We start from the raw sequence: 20,322 nt of genomic DNA, 5'->3' as shown, positions 1-20,322 counted from the left end.
AAGACAAAATAAGGGCAAGCCTATTACTTGCCCGTTTCGTTTTATCATTCACCCATAGAGCTTGATGCACGGCGTCTGTCGGTCGCGCCATAGATCTTGCCATCTTTGACTTCAATGGCATTCAAGCCACTGACGACTGGAATGACATGCACCGGATAACCGAGTTGCATGAACTCTGGTACTAACATTTCGGCGTAGGTTTTCTTCTCGACGAGTAAACCTGTTGGCTCATAAGGTTTGGTGCGATCAATCTTGGTGCCGTATTGGATGTTTGGAAGGTCAATTGCTTCCTGCGCGGACAGATCCCAATCTAGAACACCTATTACGGCTTTCAACACGTAACCCGGAATTTGCGAGCTACCTGGAGATCCGATAACTAAACGCAGGTCGCCCTTTTTATCCATAACCATTAATGGTGTGATTGCAGAGCGTGGTCGCTTACCCGCTTCGATGGCGTTTTGAGTCGGTTTACCGTTTATGGTGGGTTTGGTGGAGAAGTTCGCCATTTGTGCGTTAAGAATCACGCCATCGACCATCACTCCAGAGCCCATGCCTGTGCCGACGGTGCTAGTCATGGCAATGGCATTACCGTCTTTGTCGATAATGGATATGTGCCCAGTATCTTGACTCTCAAAACCTTGATACTGAGCGTAATCAGTATCGGATAGCTTGCCTGCTTTCGGGTTTGTTTTCGCAATGCCACTCTCTGGAATGAGCTTACGTCGCTCATCGATGTAGGCTTTGTCGAGTAGGGCAGCTACGGGCGCTTCAATGTAATCTGGATCGCCCGCAAAAGCGATGCGATCGGCCTTTGCGATTCTCATTGCTTCGGTCATCAAGCGCCAAGGTTCAACATCGGTTTTAGACATGTCGGCTAAGTCATAGGCTTCCAACATCTCAAGGCTTTGAGCAACCATTACCCCACCAGAGGCTGGATAACCGAACGAGACAATCTTGTTGCCTCGGTAGTCGCTTTCAATAACCTCACGTTGTTTGACTTGGTACTGTTCAAAATCTTCAATGGAGAGTTTTGCGTGGTCTGAATCGATACGGCTGTTGACCGTTTCAACGATGTGCTTACCAAACTCGCCACCATAAAGGTACTTATCGCCTTGTTGGGCAATGTTGCTAAGAGTGCCAGCAAGCTTAGGGTTTTTCATCAATGTGCCAGTTGGTTTGATTTGGTCGCCATTCCAATACAGGGATTCGATTTCTGGATCTTCAATCAATCGTTCTTGTTCACGAACCACGATGTCGTAGGTGTAGCTGTTCATCGCGTAGCCCTTGCTTGCCAGTTCAATTGCGGGTTGAACAAGTTCAGACCATGGCAGTTTTCCGTATTGTTGATGAGTGCTATAGAGCAAACGAAGTGTGCCGGGAACCGCTACAGAACGAGCCCCTAAAATCTCGTTTCGACTTAGCGCTTCTCCATTTTCCATGAACATGTCTGGAGTAGCAGTTGAAGGGGCTTCATCTCGTCCATCAAGTGCGAGGAATTGATCTTTGTCTTTTTGGTAAAACAGCGCAAAAGTACCACCGCCGATCCCAGTCATATCCGGTTCAACCACCGACATTGTCATCTGCATCGCCACCATTGCATCGACTGCATTACCGCCTTTTTTGAGTATCGAATACCCAGTGCTGCTTACGTATGGATTCGTTGCACTTACCATAAACTCTTCGCCAGTTTCGTCTGGCGTAATTGGAAAAGGATTTGGCTCAGCCGCGAAACCGACCGCTGAAACCAAACTTAAAGATAAAGTAGCTATTCGCATGCGTTCTCCGTTTAAGGTATCTGTTTATTCGCTCTAAGATTGACCGAATTGAGACGGTGAAGTTCTCGGGTTTGTCGGCTTCTCACACAATACTGACATAGTCATTAAATTGTAGAACACGCTGCGATATGGATTTATTACTCAGTTGAATGTAAGAAGAAATTTGGCTTGTTGATATCGATTTAATAATGAAAAGAGAGCCACTGTTTAATAATAAAAGTGGGGGCGATATATGCCGAATCCCATTTAAATAATTGGCCGTTATTTTGATGACAAAAGACCTTTTAATAAAATGGTTATTTATACGCATTGATTTATATGGCAATTTTGCTTGCCTTAACGTTTTATAAATAATATTAACATTTTTGTTACTATTTTTGCTGTGGCAGATTGATCTACTAGTCAGATCTGTTATTGTTCGAATAATTAGTGCGGTTCATCGTACTGTTTAGCAAAGGAAGCTTATGTTTACACTATCGATCAAGAATAGAATTCTAGCGTTATGTTTAGTTTCGTTAATCGGATTTATTAGTATTCTATTTGTTGGAGGAGATACCTTAACCAACAATACCAAGCAGGTTAATAGGATTGACCAAGTAACTTATCCTGTCATGAATTCTGCGTCGTTAAATAGTGTTTTAATCTCTCAATTAGCAGAACGCTTTAATTTAGCTGTGACTCTTGGTGATGAAGAGATCTTGGAGATGAATAAGCAAACTCTTGCTGCGATTCAAAGTAACTTCAATATTCAAATTTCATTGGACCCGTCTTTACAAGGTTCATCAGCACTTCTGCAAAATCAAACCAATCAATACTTCGATTTGGCTTATCGCATCGCGCAAGGCATGATCGACGAAGAAATTAGTCTTAGTGAAGCAGGTCGTCTCGCGAAGCAAAGCACAGCAATCTTAGAAGAGCTTACTACAGGGATGAGTGAGTTTTCGTCGGCTCGTCAGTCAGAGTTTGAGAACGCAGTGCAAGAGTTAGAATCAAATAATAAAACAGCTAACCAAATCATGAGTATTTCAGGTGCATTAGCCATGCTTGCAATGTGCATCTTTGGATGGTTTGTGGTTAAAGGAATACGCAAAGACTTAGCCAATATCAGTGACAAGATGCGCGATATTGCGGAAGGCGATGGTGACTTAACTGTTCGCTTACAACATGAGAAAAACGACGAACTAAAACCACTCGTCGAATCATTCAATAGTTTTGTCTCTCATCTGCAACAAAACGTGACGCATACGATCGAGAACGTCACTCAATTGGACACTATTTCTAACGCTTTGGTGAGCTCTAGTCAGGTCACGAACGAACTTTCGACCAAACAACATCTTTCTATTGAAGAAGTATCTAGCTCATTAAATCAGTTGTTTGTTGCTGCCAGAGAGATCGCAACGAACGCGAATGATGCTTCGACTTCCGCTTCAAGTGCCAGTGAGCAGGCGACACTAGGAGAGCAGCAGGTTAAAAGTACCATTTTAGCCGTACAAGAACTGACACAAGATGTCGGTAATGCTTCACAAGTGGTTAAGCAATTGAATGACAATACTCAAAGTGCCGGCTCTATCTTAGAGGCGATAAGCGCTATTGCTGAGCAAACAAACCTACTGGCACTTAATGCTGCAATAGAAGCGGCGCGCGCAGGAGAACAAGGTCGTGGCTTTGCTGTCGTTGCTGATGAAGTTCGAACGTTAGCATCAAGAACACAAACGTCGACACAAGAAATCCAATCTGTACTTTTACAGTTACAAGAACAAGCTAAAACAGCCTCTACGATCATTTCGGATAGCGTGACGAAAGCTGAAACTTGCGTTGAAAAGTCACTGGTTGCTGAAAACTCGCTACAAAAAATCACTTCCGAGATCACTGAAATCAGTCAGCGAAATGAAAGTATTGCCGCTGCAACTGAAGAGCAGGAACAAACCTCAACTCGTATAGAAACTTTTGTCGAAGAAATCAGAAAAATGGCAGAAGGGACGAGTAGCAGCGTTAAACAAGTCGACGCAGTAGCCCATGATATTCAAGAAGTTACTCGTAACATATCAGCATTAACTGGCCATTTTAAGGTGAGTTAAGCCCCCCTAGAATCATTCCTTCTCTCTTTCTGGCTATGCCTCAAGGAGGGCGGGAGTATGCCCAAAATTTGGGTTAATTACATAAAAACAAGAAACAACATAACAAATTGGAGTTAGTTATGAAGAAGACAGTGGTTGCTGCCCTAGTAAGTATGGCGTTTGGAGCAAATGCTGCAAATATGGATAACCTTCGTATTAGTGGATTTGGTTCTGTAGGTATCGGTAAGTCAGATAACGCTATCGGTTATGCTGGCTATACAGATGAAAAATTGGATTGGGAGCAAGAGACACTAGCGGGCTTGCAGTTTGATTTTCAAGTTAACGAACGAGCGAAGTTCGTGACACAAGTTGTTGCAAACAGCCGTTATGACTATGAGCCAAAAATCGAAATGGCTTACGCCTCTTATGATTTTGATTCATTTACTGCCCGTGCGGGTAAGCTGCGTCTACCTCTGTTTTTCTACTCTGACTACACTGATCTTGGTTATGCATACCCTATGATCAGACCTTCTCAAGAATTGTATGAAAACATTGTTTTAAAGGGCTATACGGGCGCTGATTTATTGATTCCGATTGAGCTTGAAGATTCAAGCATTCTTCTTCAGCCTGTGGTCGGTATTGGTACTATTGATGAAGACGACTCAATTGTTGGTGAAGTTAAACTGGATAAACTATTCGGTATCAGTGCCAACTGGAACGTTGATGATTTTACTTTCCGTGGTTCGTACTTTGTTGCTGAGTCAAACCCTTCTTGTGATTTCCAAAACTCACAAGACCCGTATTGTCAATTGGGTGCAATGCTAGATAGCCAAGATGGCCAGTTCATCTCCTTGGGTGCTCAATATGACAATGGTGATCTGTTAGTTAATGTTGAAGCTGCGGATGTACAGTTGGAAGGGCAGTTTTATGACTATCAATCGGTTTCTGGCTTGGTCGGTTACCGAATTAATGAATTTACGCCTTACGTTTCTGTTAGCTGGGTTGAAACAACAGACAACGAAGAACGTGAAAACATGACTACGACGGCAATTAAAGAGTCGATGAATTACGAGCGTCTTTCTTACTCTGTTGGTAGTCGTTGGGATTTCGCTAAGAACATGTCTTTAAAAGCGGATGTGACGTATGTGGATTACCGAGATACTAGTGGTGGGTTCCAAAGCAATGTTGAAACAACAGCAAACCCATATATTGCAACGGGTAACTACCTTGAAGACAGCTCTATTGTCTATTCAGCACGTCTTGATTTCGTATTCTAAGGAGGCAACATGAAAAGTTTACTGGCAGCAATAACCGTAGCGGTTCTTTCATTTAACGCTTCTGCTGGAATGGTAGTGATTGGTAACAATGCTGGCGTTGATTCTCTATCTAAATCTGACGTTAAAAAGTTATTCATGGGTAAGAAAAGCAAGCTATCGAATGGTACCAAAGCACAGATCATCGAGCTGGCTGATGGTTCTGAAGGTCGACTAGCCTTCCATGAGGTGGCGACGGGGCGCAGCGAATCACAACTTCAATCAGCGTGGTCGCGACTTGTATTTACCGGTAAAGCTGAAGCGCCAATCCAGGTTGCAGACTACAACGAAGCAATCACAACGGTTGCTTCAAAAACCAACGCAATTGGTTATGTCGACGAAGCCGCTGTAACAGGTGACGTGAAAGTATTATTTAAATACTAAGCGTTGTTTGCTTACCAACATTAAAAAGGTTCATCGCGGCTTTCCGGGGAAAGCCGCTTTTATCTTCAAGAAGAAGTAGTCTGTATCTCGATATCCATACCCCATTCGCTTGATTAACTTTATTTTGTTGTTTATCCCTTCCAATGTGCAGGTGTTGAGCGGATAAGTTGCCGATGCAATAATACCGTGAAGATAAGGCCTCAGTTTTCGTGCAAACTCTTTCAATGGCTTAATTCCACTCTCTTGCACTTGTGCCCACCATACCTCCAGAGCCCCTTAGCATGTGCTTCTGATTTACAGTACCAAAGCTCTTTGAGTTGTGAGCCGAGTATATAAGTGGCCATCAAGTCCTTATTGATATTCAATATTTCAGTAAGATAGCTATCTTGTCGTGCATTTAAATTACCTCTGTTTTTCAGCAGTACCCAGCGTGAGCGCTTCACCCATTGCCTCGCTTTTTTATCCTGCTTGAGTTTGTTAGCTTGGTCGACTCTGACTCTATCCATCACCTCACGACCGAACTTAGCAACAACATGGAATAAGTCGTAAACGATTTTTGCATTCGGGCAGTGCGCTTGAACTTCAAGGTCAAAAGCCGTATTCATGTCCATTGCGACCGCTTCGATATTGTTACCATGCTTGCCTAACTGCTCGAAAAACGGTCGTATGTCCTTGCGGCTACGACCTAACCCTATCCAAATGACTTGGTGAGTCTTAGCATCAGCGATGACTGTGGCATATCGGTGCCCTTTAAAGATGGCGAACTCGTCCATGACGAGTTGCCTTAGCCCTTCCCATTTCACTGACGGTACCACTTGGCGAAGTCGACGTTTATCTATCTCTTTAATGGTGTGCCAATGAACGCTCGTTAACTGGGAGATATGCTTAATGGGAAGAAGAGGCAGTAGTTGTTCTATATAGCTTTTTAGACGCGTCGTTATACGAGCATAAGGCTCTAACAAGATAGAAACTCTGTTTTTATGCCGCAGTCACGACACTTGATCCTTCGAGTTTGAACGGAAAGCTCAACAGGAACATTGAACAACATGGCCTCTTTCACATGACGCCATTGATACTCATGGATAGCCTCAGCTTCAAGACCGCAAAGGCATTTAGCCTCAGAATTAGGTTTAAGAGTTAGTGTAACAAGTGATGCTGTCTGGTGAGACTTTACTATTTTAAAGCCTTCCCAGAATGAAGATAGGAAAGTATGATTCGGCATGAAAACGGTAGTTTGTGTATGATTTTTGTTTGGCGACTAAACCATATCACTTACTACCGTTTTTGTTTTCAGCCCTAAACCACCTACTTCAGTAGGTGGTTATCATTCAGTTTGGCTTTGCCTGTAGTTCTACCCATGTTAAATGCTCCCTTGATTTTTAGCGAAGTCAAAGAGGACAAATAACATGAGCAGATATAATCAAGCTTCCCACGTATTTTGGAGATGTCAATATCACATAGTGTGGACACCAAAGTATCGATTTAGGATTTTGAAAAACAATGTAGGTAAAGAAGTTTATCGATGTATAAACGTTTACTGTAATCAACTTGGATGTGAAGTCGTTGAATTAAACGTTCAAGTTGACCACGTGCACTTGGTAGTAAAAGTTCCGCCTAAGTTATCGATATCCAAGTTGATGGGCGTATTGAAAGGCAAAATAGCTTTAAAACTCTTTAGTAAATTTCCATATTTAAGGAGAAACAAACTCTGGGGTAACCACTTTTGGCAAAGGGCTATTTTGTCGATAGCGTAGGGGTTAATGAAGAAATCATTCGACGCTATGTAAGACATCAAGAGAAAAAAGAGCGCGTGGAGCAGCAGCAATTGGCGTTGGACTAAACAAAGGCCCCCTTTTAGGGGGCTCACATAAAGCCACCTTCTTTAGAAGGTGGTAATTTACTTTTAGTTCCCGCTAATCCGCGATGAACCATTAAAAAGCCCAAGGTTATTTGATTACCTTGGGCTTTTATTTAATGGTGATTGTTTAATTCTGGGTTAGAAAACGAAACTCAACATGATGGTGTAAAGGACGGCATCTTTGTCATCAAAACCAGTAAGTGCGTTGAAATCCTCAACAAAGGCACCGTTTGCTTTACGAGCCTCAAAATATTGCACTTCACCATTAATAGACACGTTAGGTAACACATCATAGTCAACGCCAATTAAGTAGCTGTTCCCCTCTAAGTGTTCATTGGAGTCAAATTGTGCGCCATAAACGACGTAAGGCGTGAATGACCCTAAGTGGTAGCCAAGACTTGCGTACATGGATGAAGAGAAGTCGCTAATTTGCCCTTCACTGGCAAGTACAGCTTGACCAAATTCATATTCAGCACCTAACGACCAAAGTTGGATGTGTTGGTTGTCTGCTGTTGGAAGTGAACCGATGTTTTTAATCTTTACGGTTTGGTCAAAATTGGAATCGAGGAATGACAAATTCCAACGATAATCTTCTCCACTCAATTGTAGATTGGCACCAAACATTCGATTTGTTTCAAACTCCAGCTCAGTTGTCGAATTGAAGTCGACCTCATTGTTGTCTTTTATACCGAAGAACGGGGAGAGTAATAGAGTCGCCTCATCACTTACATCGTGAGTCCAACTCACTTTGATACCATTGAAGGCAGTAATACCTAATACGGCGTTATATACCTCTGTTGGGGGTCTCGCCGTCATATAGGCTTGGCCGACATAGTAGTATTCAGAGGCAAGGAACAGTGGCAGCCTTAAGCGTCCAACACTGACATCGAAGTCATTAAACTCATAGCCGAGATAAGCCCATTCTAGCTGTGGATCACTCCAATCAAACTGAGGTGCTTTAACAACTTGTACCGACGCTTTAAATGAGTTGTAGAAGTAGTCGAGTTGAACACCAAACGTGGTATCACAGTCGTAACAGTTCTCATCAGTAAAGCCGCGATTGATGATTAAAGGGTTGTCGTTATCTGACGTTGCCCACGACGTTGAACCAAATCCACTCAAGGATAGGTTGTCGGTAAGTTCGATAATGGCAAAGGCTGGAGAAGCAATCGAAGCACATAGCACTGACGTAATTATTTTTTTCATATTATTTCTCCGAACTTATAACGTAGAGAACGTTGGCATTTTGAGGAACCGAAGAGAGTGGGGAGTAACCAATACGGTTTGGTTTGTCGTCTAGCCAGTCGACTAAACTGTCTGTTGATGCCGTTTTGATTTCTCTTGGATAACGAGCTTTTCCTGAAAAAGATAAGCCAGCCCAGTGTGCGTTCATTTGAGCGGCGTTCTTCCCAAGTAGAAGCTGATAAAATGCCTCTCTTTCGGCGCTGTTTTCAGGCCAGTCGGAGAGTTCTACACGCTTGCCGTTGAGACGTTTGGTTTTACCTCGATATAGCTTTCTCGCTTTGTTGATTGATATCTCTTCAAACCCTGAGTCTAAAGAGAATATGGCGTAATCTTCTGCAGCATGAGCGGGGCTGAGAAGAACTAAGCTTCCAAACAACCCTATCACTGCGGGTAACAGTGCTCTGCTCGAGAGTGTTTTAATTGTTTTGATCCAATCCATTGGTTTCTCCTAACAAGTCGCACTTTCTATTTGGTGGAATAGTTTTTCTTTTCTTACGGGCTTCGCTACGTACCCATCCATTCCGGAATCAAAGCACTTTTGAATATCATCATCGATAACACTGGCGGTTAACGCGATAATAGGAGTCTTGCTTAAGCCTAGGTTTTTCTCGTGTTCGCGAATCTCCTTAGTGGCGGTGAAGCCATCCATCACCGGCATCATGCAGTCCATTAAAATAATGTCGAAGCTGCTGTCATTCTGATACATATCAACGGCTATTTGGCCGTTGTCCGCAATCTCGAAGGCGTAGCCGGCCTTTTTGAGCATGACTGAAGCAACTTTCTGGTTTACGCGATTGTCTTCAACCAAAAGAATCTTCTCAGACTTGCTTGGCACAACGTTAAGCTCAGCTTGCTCTGGCAGTGTTTTCTTGGTTGTTTGTGCGCTATGAATAGGAGTAACGGTTGAACTTGTTGATGCTGCTGGCGCGATATGCGTGGCTGGCAGTGGCATCGCTTCAACCGCGGCGAGCACTTTCTCCTTCAACATCTCGAACTTGAATGGTTTTGGCACGTAGTCGTCCATACCCACATCGAAACACTTTTGAATATCGTCATCAATCACACTTGCGGTGAGGGCGATGATAGGGATGCGGCGCGTGGCATTGGTCTCTTTTTCAACTCGGCGAATGTTGCCTGTTGCTTCGAAGCCATCCATAACGGGCATCATACAGTCCATAAGAATCGCGGCGTAATGTGGGTTTGCGGTAAACATGTCCACGGCTTCTTGGCCGTTATTCGCAAACTCAAACTCGAAGCCACTTTTTCCTACGTGAAGCCCAGCAATCTTCTGGTTGATCTTGTTGTCTTCAACGATAAGGATTTTGTGTTGAATGGTCGTAGTTTGTTGGTTGGCTTCTGACAGTTCAGCTAAGCCTTGTGTATCACACAGTTCAATCGCTTTTATCAAGCGTAAGCCGAGCAGGGGTTGTGATACTTGAGCTGTAATGCAGTGGCCGATATCGGCAGGGTCACTTAGGAACGAGCGAATTAAACAAATCGTCGCGCCGCTCTTGTGGAGCTTGTCTAGATTGTCTGAATAGTCACTCGCTTGGAATGAATCGTCTTCAGCAAAAATGACCGTGATTGGCTTGTCGTGTTTTTTGGCTGAGATTTGATCATTGATGGAGTCTGCACTGTTTGTTTGTTGAGTAACTTTCAAACCATATAGGTTAAGGTCGCTTTCTATACGTTGAGAAAGCATGTTCTCGTTACCCAGAATGTAGATGTTTGCCGTTGCGGTGCTCGGTTTTGGAAGTGGTAAATCAACAGGGAGCGCTAGATCGAAGTAGAAGCAACTGCCTTCACCTTTGACTGAATCGAGTTGAATCTGGCCACCCATAAGCTCAACAAGCTGTGTACTGATAGCAAGACCAAGGCCGGTACCTCCGAATTGTCTGGTCGTTGAATCATCTTCTTGAGCGAACGGTTCGAATATCTGTTTCTGTTGCTGTTTGTCGATACCAATACCGGTGTCGCGCACTGCAAATCGAATGGTCACATTGTCGTCAGACTGTTCGAGAGTCTTGATTGATAGTGTTACACCACCTTCGGCTGTGAACTTCACTGCATTCGACATAAAGTTCATCAAGATCTGTCTTAAGCGGTGGTCATCGATCATGACACGTGCAGGTGTGTCAGGGCTGATATCGACGTTGACTGATATTTTCTGCTCTTTGGCTTTAGGCGCAACAATCGAAGCGATGTCGTAAATGGATTCTCGAATCGACGCTGAATGCGGGCTGATCAATAACATGCCAGACTCAATCTTAGAGAAGTCCAAAATGTCGTTGATAAGGCTTAGTAGCAGCTGAGATGAGGTCTCAATGGTATCGACATAATCGCGTTGTGTTGGTGTCAGCGGTGTATCAGATAAGATCTCAGAAATACCAATAACCCCATTCAATGGAGTACGAATCTCGTGTGACATGTTTGCCAAGAAGCTACTTTTGGCCTTACTGGCTTGTATGGCGTGATCTTTCGCTTGCTCTGCGTCTTCTTTGGCTTTCTCCGCGTCCTCTTTAGCGACTGTTAGTCTTTCTTTAGCGAGTTCACGCTCGATGGTCAAGCGTTCAACCTGCTGAGCAAACAGACTGAGTTCATCTTTACCTTGGATTAATTTCTCTAAAGAAGGGCGCGTTTCATCATTTTCGCTTTTTAAGAAAGCTAACACCAGGTTCAGATTGTTGGTGACTTGTCTTGCCAAACTTAGAGTTAAACCCATAACCGTCATTGCGAGAAGGGCAACGATAGTAATAAATAGGGTTCGCTGTATTTGTGCGTCATAGATGGCTTGCTCAACTTCTTGTTGGAACTCTTGCTTGATTACACTACCAAGGCTTTGTAACAAGTTAAGTCGAGCGCTCATTGCCTCTAAGCCGACAGATACTTCTTGTGGGGTCAGTTGGCTAATTGCATTTAGATCGAGTAGGGCGCTTCTGATCTCTTGGCTTTGTGCAAACACATCATTTCGAAATACTTCAACCATTAAGGACACTTGATGCTCATTGGCATTCAATGAAACAAAGCGTTCTAAGAACAATTGCTGTCTTTCACTTAATGTTTCGATCTGTTCAGCGAGTTCTGGGTCGTACTCTTGGCTGCTTTGGAATATCTCAATCAGTGAACTACCAAGCTTAAACTCTTCGTTCGACCAAAACATCAACCATTCAAGTTGTTGTAGGGCTGTAAGGTGTTGTTGAATTTCGCGTTTGGTGTTTTCAAAAGGAACTTTTTCGACCTCAAGTAACAGTTGCTTGTATAAATCGCTCTGCCATTCAAGGGCATCTAATTTATCGTAGCTGTCTGTGGCTTGCATTGTCGATAAGGTCGCTTCACTGAAATCGGCAACAAGTTGATTCATTTCGTCTGAGGCATCTAAAAAAACGAGGGGAGACAAGTTTTTAAGTTCTGCCTTTACTTGATTGCTTTGAGTAGCAAACTCCTCGGGGCTAGAAGCCAAAGTGCTTCTATATAAGACGGAAATATCTTGAAGATACACAGACAACTGATTGGTTCGTTCAAAATCGGTTAACTGAGTCGTTAATATGTAAGCCTGTCTACCGGCTAAAAAGAGTAATAATGAAATGGGAAGTAGAACTAAGCCAAAGAGTTTATGTTTGACTGAAAGGTTATTCCAGACCGTAATCGCCATATAAGGATCCATCCAACTGTTTTTATATAAAAACAGTAGAATAAAAATGCCGATATGGAAACTTTGAAACGGTAAATTTAATAGAAGTGTGGGAGGGGTATAAGTTCTTGTGATTCCACAGCTTATTTTGAAATACGATATATTGTTAGTAAATTATAGCGTCTGACAGTTTGTTTAATTTCATACTTATTGATGAATTACTTAAAAGGTTTACTAATGAGGGTGATTGTTATCGAGGTTTAACTCGAACAGAAGCCGTTCTAAAATCTTTTTTGCTGAGGGTTCTAATGTCCAAACGCCGAGTATTCTGTTAAGTGCAGCGCGATACACTCTGTTTTTGAGTAGGAAGGCGAGCGTGCTCGTATCATTGTTCAAAACGTGTGTTTGTATGATGGTGAGCTCTGGTTTGTTTGCGATCTCAATCTTCTGTAGGTTGAAAGCGGGCAGGAATGAACTCTCGTACCAAATCTCAATGATTTCTCGGAGTTCGATTTCTTCTTCAGGCACATCACAGCCCTGAAATATATGATTCTCAGGAATTGCGGATAAGTAAGCTACATCAAGCTTGTCTGCAACGAACGTGTACATTTGCTTCCTTGTTACGTGTAATGTTAAAGCGAATCATCCCTCTCACTTATGATTTTGTCAATTACATCCATATGTTAAACGAGTAATCTGTGATTAAGCATCGCTGTGTTTAACTTAAACTGTTTAAGTACTTGTCTGTTAAGCCAAAATATTTCAAATTTCCATCCGGCTCTAATACCAAACTCATGTTTGATGTCGCGATCAAACCGGGGTCATTGGTTGAAAAAATGACAGTTTTATTCAGCAACTTATCGCTGAACAAACGGTTAAAATATTGTGCATTTTCGTTTTCTGCACCATTGAACGGTTCGTCAATGATTATCAGAGATTGCTCACAGTTACCCAGGCCAAGCGCGAGACGTAATTTTTGTTGAATGCCATTGGGAAGGCTTTTGCATTTGTCGACACTTAATTGAGTCGCTAAGCCTTCTGGTAGCCATTCATCTAACTCGAAGAAGCTGACCATCTCTTGCATCTTCTCGGTAGGTATCAAGCCATTGTGCAGTATGAAGTTAGTCTCTAATGAGCCTTCAAAAATATGCAGATTAAAAGGGATGTAGTTAATCGACGTGCGATAACGGTAGCTATTGAATTGTTTGATGTTGTAGCCATCGACAGATACAGCGCCTTGATAGCGGTCTTCTAGCCCAGCAATGATCGATATGAGCGTGGTTTTGCCGCAACCCGTAGGGCCACAAATAACGACTTTTGCGCTAGGAGGTATCTTGAAACCAAGGTTGGTTAATCCAGTCGCTGCGCCTGTGTAACGATGGCTGACACCACTTCCCACAATGCTGCCTTGGAATAGGCGAATAGGCGGGCTTTTCTCTAAGGTTGATTTGTCATCGTTCATCGACATCAAGTTGTTTATCTGTGCTGATGAAGCTTTGATCGATTGAAACTTAGAAATTGAGTTGTAGATACCCATGATTGGGCCTAACGCTTTCCAAACCAATATAACGGTCGCGAGCATTGCACCAGCATCAGATGTGCCTTCCATTACGCCAATTACGGCGGTCACGATACTTGCAGTACCAATCACTTGAATCAAACTACCACCAGCGGCCTGAATCTTACTGTTAGTAACGGCAACGTTTTCTGCGTCACTGGTGCTTTGCAAATGTGAGGCACTAAAGCGAAATTGAACCACGCGCAGTAAAGGCAGACCTTGGATCGTCTTGATACCACGAAGAATCTCATTCCATTGATACGAGACCATCGCATTGGCGCGCGAGCTTTTGGATGTGGCTTGCGAGTAGATATAACGTGAGTAAATACAGAAGACGAGCATCAGTATTAAGCCACCCATCACTACTAACGCTGCAGTACCAGACATCAGAGCAATGGCGATGATGAATACGATAACAAACGGCATATCAAAATAGCTGAGGGTTGATTCTGCGGTCACTAAACGTCGGAACGTATCGATATCTTTCAAACGTGCTAACTGTGAAGAGACTCCGGCTGTTGAGGTCATCGCGTAGGGTAGCCACAGTAGCTTAGATATAACGGCTTGAGATATATGTACGGCGAGATCTTTACCGGAAGTGGCAATGATGTTGACCCGCATTTTCTTAAAGAAGTATTCAGAGAAACCGACAATGATGGCAAATAATGTTAACCAATACAGTGTCGCCTCAGAGCTCGAAGTGAGCGCGAAGTTATAAACACTCATAATAAATAAGGGCTGTAGCGCACCGAGAATGCTGATCACAAAACTTAGAATGATTAAGCTCTTGAATTCGTTATTGTAACGATAGAACGCGTATTTAATCCAGTTACTTCTATCTTGCGATTCCGGTGGTGGTTCGCGGAACAGACGAGAATATTCGTTAAGAGAAATCAACAAGCAGGGCTTTTTGCACATTGGATATTCAATGGTGTTGTTGTTCGTGTAATCAAACAAGAGCAACTTTCCATCTTTAACACCTAAGAAGATCGCACTTAGATTTTCTACTTCAATAAAGCATGGGTAAGGGTGCTTATCGATATTCTCGAGTGTCTTTAGTTTGGTCACATCACAACGGTATCCAAGACGCTCTATCGTCGCAGTAAAACTGTCGCCATCTTTCGGCTTTGGAATAAAGGCGTCGCTGAGGATAGAAGGTGTACCTTCCCATTCCAATGCTATTAAAGTGTAAGCTAAGCCGCGAATCAGAGGTGAGTGGTTGTAACGCTCATCATAACCGCTTGCTTCAAAGTCCAAAATTCGCTGTGGAACATTATTGAAGTCTATTAAGATACTCATTGGTCACCTCCGTTAAGTTTACGCGTTTGAGGCGATGGTTAAGTTTATCCATTTTATTGCTGGCAATGATTAGGATTTTATCATTGGCACGATAAGCGGCACTGGTAAGCACCACTTGTGCAAACTCCTCATCAAATACACAATCAATATCGTCGAATATCAATACACGTTTATTGGCGAGTAGAGCGCGAACCAATAATAAGGCGTAACTTACTTGACGTGAGAATGGGGTTCGCATATGGCCTTTGAGTTCGGTATAAAACCCAGCCGGAAGCCCGTCAATTTGCGCCTTGATATTCATGATTTGACACAGTGCAAATGCCGTGTTGTTCAAGCTTGGTCGGAAGCAAGTGAGGTTATCTATTATGGTTCCTTCCACGAACGAACTGGTCTTATCAACCATGAGCACGCTGTTACGCCAAACGTTGTAATTGACGTCATCGAGAGGCGTGTCGTTAATCATGATATCGAGTTTGTTATCATTGTTTTGTCGCGTAATACAGTTGGCTAAGTGTGTCTTACCTGAACCACTCTTACCTGTGAGCAGGTAGGCTTGTCCCAGTTCAAACTCGATACGTTGTTTGTCAGAGTACTTGATTGAAATACGTTCGACTTCTGTTGTTTCATGTTGATGCTCAACAGAGGCTGTTAATTCAAGGAGGCCAGCGATACGTTGGATATGGAGCTTGTTTAATTCCCAGCGGCTCGCGGTGCGCATCACTTGTTGGTAGGGAGCAAAGTAACGGTTGGTCAGCATGATGATCGCAGCCATGATGCCTTGGCTAGATTCCATATTGATTACGGCCGTCGCCAAAACGACAACCACACAAGCAATAGAAAGCTGTTGAATCAACGCTAATATTAGGCCGAAGTTGGATTCAATCTGCTCATATTTGATGTTCTCTACTTCACGCTCTTCAACCATTTGAGTCATTAAGCTTTCTACGCGGTATTCCATGTTTCGAGCTTTGATATCCAGCGGGCTCGAGATGATCTCAATGATTTTGGATGTGGTTAAGCCTTCGATGTCTGACTTATTCTGCAAACTGCCAATCTTTTGTTTAGAAAGGCTCCACGCGAAAATAGCTAAAATGAGCGAGGCAATCAGAAGTGTCACGCCAGCCCATATGTTAATTAGGCCAATAATGAGGATGGTAATCACACTGACGGCTAGGTTAATCAGCGCTCGAACTGATTCGCCACCAAAGAAGGTTTTAAGTTCTGGAATGGTTGAGATTCGTTCTAGGTATTCGCCCGGTTCTAAACGACGGAATTTAGATATTTCAGCCAAACAGATGGATTGGAATACCTTGTTGGTTAAGTTGGTCTCAAACTGCCTCATGATGACGGAAGATATCTTCTCTTCCTGACTTTTAAGATGGTAATCGAGGAAGATAGAAATCAAGATAATCGCAAACAATAAGAACAAGGTGTCTTGTGCTTGGTTGGGTAATACTCGGTCAAAAATGATCAGAATAGAGAAGGGCAATACCAAGCCAAACAGGGTGGAAATTATCGTAGAGAAAGTCAGATAACACTTATCTGCCATATTGATCTTTTGAGAAAACTGCTCAGTTTGCATTACGGCCTCTTTTCTTCAATGAATCCGTTGAAAGAAGGTGTTTAGGCACGAGTTCTTGATTATCGCGACCTTCGATATCACTCATTAATTGCATGATGCTTTCGATAGATTGAATCGAGAGTACGCCTTTTGTTTGTTCAAGCTTAATGGTCTCTATGATGTAGTCGTATCGTGCGCTTTCGTAATCTCTTAACGCGCTAAACAGTTTACTTTCTGCGGCAAGCAGGTCGGTGATGGTACGCGTGCCTAACTGGTAAGCCCTTTGGATCCCTTTGTAAGAGGCATAGTTGGCACGAATGATGTTTTCGTAACTGCTGATAGATTGCGAGAAATCATTAATGTTGAGCACGGCGGTATTCACGCTGTTACGTGCTGTATAAAGGGAGTCTTGGTAAAGCAGTTCAGTACGCTCGATGGCGGTCGATGATTTTTGATATCCGTAGTAATCAGAGCCACCAGACAAGATAGGCACGGCTAGATTTAAGCCAACGCTGGTTGAGTTACTTTCACCTGTCGCTGTGATGTCGGTTTTGTCGTAGTTATTGGCGTCATCGTGACGATAACTGGCTGAAAGCGACACGGTAGGCAAGAAGTTCGAACCGCTCTCTTTTAAGCTTCGTCGGCTTCTCTCGACGTTTTTCTTGGCTACTAACAAGTCGTTGTTGAGCTTTAACGCTTGATCCATGATTGAGCGTTGTTCGGTTTCGTTTATCTCTTTCAAAGGCACACTTTCGTATATATCTTGCGACGGAGTGATAGGGTATTGAATCTGAATCGATAGCCCGTTGAGAATGACACGACGGTCTTTCTGTAAGGTTCTCAATCGATTCGATACACCTTCTTTTTGAGCGATAACTTCGTAAAGCTCACTGGCGGCCGTATTGCCGAGTTCCACATTGCGTCGCATTTGATGTTCACGCGTTTCAGACGATTTCAGTTCAACCTTAGTCGCTTTGATTTGAGCGTTGTTTTTCAAATACTCAAAGTATTGAGAACCGATTTCCGAAATAGTGCTTTGGATTTTGTTCTCGTGCTTAATCTCTTCAATATTGAAGTCAAGCTTGGCAGTCCCATATTTGAAAATGTCGCCAAGGTTGAATATGGACTGGGAAAGAGAAAGGCTGTAGCTGTTTGAGTTATAGCTAGAGGTTTCATCCGGCACGCTTGATAGCAAGGTTTCATTCTCATTCCATGTGGTATCTGCAGCACCATTGAGGGATGGCAGAAATTTAGAGCGGCTGATACCAATATTGTACTCGTTTTCTTCCACACCTTTATCACTGGCGCGGAGAGACAGGCTGTTTTGCAGGCCAAGCTCTACCGCCTCTAGCAGGGTCGTTGCCGATGCTGAAGGTGTCGTGCTGAATGCGAGTGCAGCTATTATGCTGCTAGTTAAGTTTCTGTACCGCAACATACTTGTTGATCACCTTGATGATTTGGTCGCTTTTATAAGGTTTACTGATCACGTAATCCATTCCGGCCTCAATACAAGCCTGGTGTTCGTTACTACTGGTCAATGCGGTTGCACCAATGATGGTACAAGGTTTTTTCTCGTTTTCTTGTTCGAACTGACGAATGCGTTTTGTAGCTTCGATGCCACCCATTCCTGGCATGATGCAGTCCATGAAGATGATGTCGGAACGTTTATTCATGAAATGTTTCACGGCATCGGCACCATCGCCAACGGTATCTGGTTCATACTCTTGTTTAGTAAGAATTCGTTTGAGCAAGATCTGCTGAACACGGTCATCTTCTACGATAAGGAATGAGCTGTTTTCCATCTGCTCTTCCGAGGCTTCTGCTTCCATAATGGTGAGTAGATTTGGAATGAATTCATAAGGGATAGCAGGGGAGTTGATGATCTTATCGACGAAGCTATGACACTCTTGTGCTTGTTGAGTGTTGGCCACTGATAACAGCAACTTGGTGTTTGGGTGGTTCTTAAGTTGAGACTTTACTGTTTTGCTCAGTGAAGGTAACTTATTGGGCTCAAAGGTATCCGTCAGCATAATCGCATCGTAATCCCCGAACGTTTTCGCAGCTAAGAAAAGTTCGTTAGCAGTGCGAATCTCGGTGATGTCCAGCCCTAAGTTACTGAGCATTTTCTTCATCACATCAATACGGATCTGAGTATTGGTACATAACAGTAAACGCTTGCCATCGAAGCGGGTTTTCTCGGTATGGAAGTTTTTCGCCTTGAGGTCGAGTTCAATCTGAAAGCGCTCTTGTGCTCCAGATTGAAACCAATGGCTTTCGTAATAGCCATAATCTTTTAGCACGCTCTTAGCCAAGTCATCTGTGTTGGTTGTGTGGTCTTTATGAGCGCTCCATTGGAGTTTATTGAGCTTGGCAACAGAGACATCCAGCGTTGATAAGAAGTTGAGGTTGATGGTGACACGGGTATTTTCCATGTTTGACGCCGCACCCGATTCAATCGTCACAAATAATTTTTTATTCGATTTGAGTTGAATAGCGTTAGAAAGTTGTAGAAACAGTATCCAGAATAAGCTGGTGGATTGGCCTGCAACACGATTCGGTAAATTGTCTGAAATAAAACAATCAAGTTCGCCTTCATTCCGTTGAACTTTGGCACTGATATGAATCATCAATTCCGACAGTACGTTGAGTAGCGAAAACTCTTTCGATTTACTTTCCGTACCCTGTGAAATCAATCGATTATAGTTTTCTGCTAGCTCAGATAAGGTGCTGCATGCAGAGGTTATATCCTTCGCCATCAATACGCCGTTTTCATCGGTTTCTTGAACCAGATATTGAACACCGCCGTTGATGGTGTTGGTGATACCGCGAATCTCATAGCCGATTAGTGCATACAGCTGTTTATAGAGATCGTTATTACGCTTTTGGTCTTCTAATTTACTGAAGATCAACTTGAGGTGAGAGTAGATTTGGCGTTGTTTGGGGTTGATGCTCACTTCATTAAGAAGCTCTTCGAGTCTTTGTAAATCGAGTTCCTTTAGCTCTTGATAGAGCGCATCAAACTCATAGTCGATTTCGCGCTCATTGGAGCTAGATTTCTTAAGCTTCAATATGGCCACTAAGTTCGACAGAACTGCAATCACAGCCAATATCACGACCACCATAAATAACCAGACAAAGAACTCGTTTTTCTCAGACATCAGGTCGCTGGCATGGTTGTTAAACATGGTGCGGTAGTTGTCATCCATTTGCAGGTAGTTGTTAGTCAGTGAGAGATATAAATCGAGTATATCGTTACGTGTTTTGGCGCTATCAGAAAAACGGTTAATCGCTAATTCAAGCTGAGTATATTCAGTCGCGCCAACTAAGCTGAATTCGGTTTTGTTTAACGAAGCCAAAGAACGAAACTCATCTATCTCACTTTTCAAAGTCGATGGATCAAACTCATTGGTATTGCAATTATGCTCTTTTAAGCAGTGCTGCAAAGTTTGTATATCAAGTTCTATTGTCTGATTAAGTTTCTGGGCTTGTATGATCAAGGGGGCGCTTTGGACTTGCGCAACCGAATCTACTTTCGCCCAAGAAAAGTATAAATAGAAAGCGAACGCAGCCAATATCACGCTAAAGAATATGCTTAAGCGCAAGGCTGGTAAGGAAATACTGTAGGAAGGTTTTCCGCTCAT

At 43.1% G+C, this 20,322-nt stretch carries 12 protein-coding genes and 2 pseudogenes; 4 read left to right on the top strand and 10 right to left on the bottom strand.

Annotated elements, in window-relative coordinates; translation table 11 throughout:
* Positions 1-44: 44 nt before the first annotated feature.
* A complete protein-coding gene (gene ggt, locus ITG10_RS23490; protein WP_017632590.1) occupies positions 45-1,775 on the bottom strand; it encodes a gamma-glutamyltransferase in 1,731 nt (576 codons plus the stop codon).
* Positions 1,776-2,386: 611 nt separating this feature from the next.
* Between ggt and ITG10_RS23485 the strand changes: the two genes are divergently transcribed.
* The 3 genes from ITG10_RS23485 to ITG10_RS23475 all read left to right on the top strand — a co-directional run bounded on the left by ITG10_RS23485 (position 2,387) and on the right by ITG10_RS23475 (position 5,529).
* Positions 2,387-3,853, top strand: coding sequence for a methyl-accepting chemotaxis protein (locus ITG10_RS23485; protein ID WP_017632591.1), 1,467 nt, complete (start codon positions 2,387-2,389; stop codon positions 3,851-3,853).
* 119 nt (positions 3,854-3,972) lie between these two features.
* A complete protein-coding gene (locus ITG10_RS23480) occupies positions 3,973-5,109 on the top strand; it encodes an outer membrane beta-barrel protein (RefSeq protein WP_017632592.1) in 1,137 nt (378 codons plus the stop codon).
* A gap of 9 nt (positions 5,110-5,118) precedes the next feature.
* A complete protein-coding gene (locus ITG10_RS23475; protein WP_017081159.1) occupies positions 5,119-5,529 on the top strand; it encodes a phosphate ABC transporter substrate-binding protein in 411 nt (136 codons plus the stop codon).
* 30 nt (positions 5,530-5,559) lie between these two features.
* On the opposite strand, the pseudogene ITG10_RS23470 reads toward ITG10_RS23475, so the two are convergent.
* Positions 5,560-6,751, bottom strand: a pseudogene (locus tag ITG10_RS23470) (ISL3 family transposase).
* Between the two features lie 184 nt (positions 6,752-6,935).
* On the opposite strand from ITG10_RS23470, the pseudogene tnpA reads away from it, so the two are divergent.
* A pseudogene (tnpA, locus tag ITG10_RS23465) lies at positions 6,936-7,369 on the top strand (IS200/IS605 family transposase).
* A gap of 156 nt (positions 7,370-7,525) precedes the next feature.
* Here tnpA and ITG10_RS23460 read toward each other — a convergent pair.
* The 8 genes from ITG10_RS23460 to ITG10_RS23425 all read right to left on the bottom strand — a co-directional run bounded on the left by ITG10_RS23460 (position 7,526) and on the right by ITG10_RS23425 (position 20,322).
* Positions 7,526-8,593: a porin gene (locus ITG10_RS23460; protein WP_017629992.1), complete on the bottom strand. Its 1,068-nt coding sequence runs from the start codon at positions 8,591-8,593 to the stop codon at positions 7,526-7,528.
* 1 nt (position 8,594) lies between these two features.
* Complete coding sequence (locus ITG10_RS23455; RefSeq protein ID WP_017629993.1) at positions 8,595-9,071, bottom strand: hypothetical protein; 477 nt, start codon at positions 9,069-9,071, stop codon at positions 8,595-8,597.
* A gap of 9 nt (positions 9,072-9,080) precedes the next feature.
* Positions 9,081-12,284, bottom strand: a complete 3,204-nt coding sequence (locus tag ITG10_RS23450; RefSeq protein ID WP_017629994.1) for a response regulator — start codon at positions 12,282-12,284, stop codon at positions 9,081-9,083.
* Positions 12,285-12,497: 213 nt separating this feature from the next.
* Positions 12,498-12,872 carry a hypothetical protein gene (locus ITG10_RS23445; protein WP_017629995.1) on the bottom strand — a complete coding sequence of 125 codons (375 nt, stop codon included), beginning with the start codon at positions 12,870-12,872 and terminating at the stop codon, positions 12,498-12,500.
* Positions 12,873-12,981: 109 nt separating this feature from the next.
* Positions 12,982-15,120: an ATP-binding cassette domain-containing protein gene (locus ITG10_RS23440; protein ID WP_017629996.1), complete on the bottom strand. Its 2,139-nt coding sequence runs from the start codon at positions 15,118-15,120 to the stop codon at positions 12,982-12,984.
* Positions 15,095-16,702 carry an ABC transporter transmembrane domain-containing protein gene (locus ITG10_RS23435; protein ID WP_017629997.1) on the bottom strand — a complete coding sequence of 536 codons (1,608 nt, stop codon included), beginning with the start codon at positions 16,700-16,702 and terminating at the stop codon, positions 15,095-15,097. Before ITG10_RS23435 ends, ITG10_RS23440 begins: the two co-directional genes overlap by 26 nt.
* The gene (locus tag ITG10_RS23430) at positions 16,692-18,116 is read right to left on the bottom strand and encodes a TolC family protein (RefSeq protein ID WP_017629998.1); all 1,425 of its coding nucleotides are present in this window, start codon (positions 18,114-18,116) and stop codon (positions 16,692-16,694) included. The genes ITG10_RS23435 and ITG10_RS23430 overlap by 11 nt, the downstream gene beginning before the upstream one ends.
* Complete coding sequence (locus ITG10_RS23425; RefSeq protein WP_248386943.1) at positions 18,091-20,322, bottom strand: response regulator; 2,232 nt, start codon at positions 20,320-20,322, stop codon at positions 18,091-18,093. The genes ITG10_RS23430 and ITG10_RS23425 overlap by 26 nt, the downstream gene beginning before the upstream one ends.

The sequence above is a fragment of the Vibrio sp. ED004 genome, from assembly GCF_023206395.1.
In the GTDB taxonomy this organism is placed as follows: Bacteria; Pseudomonadota; Gammaproteobacteria; order Enterobacterales; family Vibrionaceae; genus Vibrio.
Note: the sequence above shows the minus strand (reverse complement) of the source record. Positions and strands in the feature narration are given on the sequence as shown.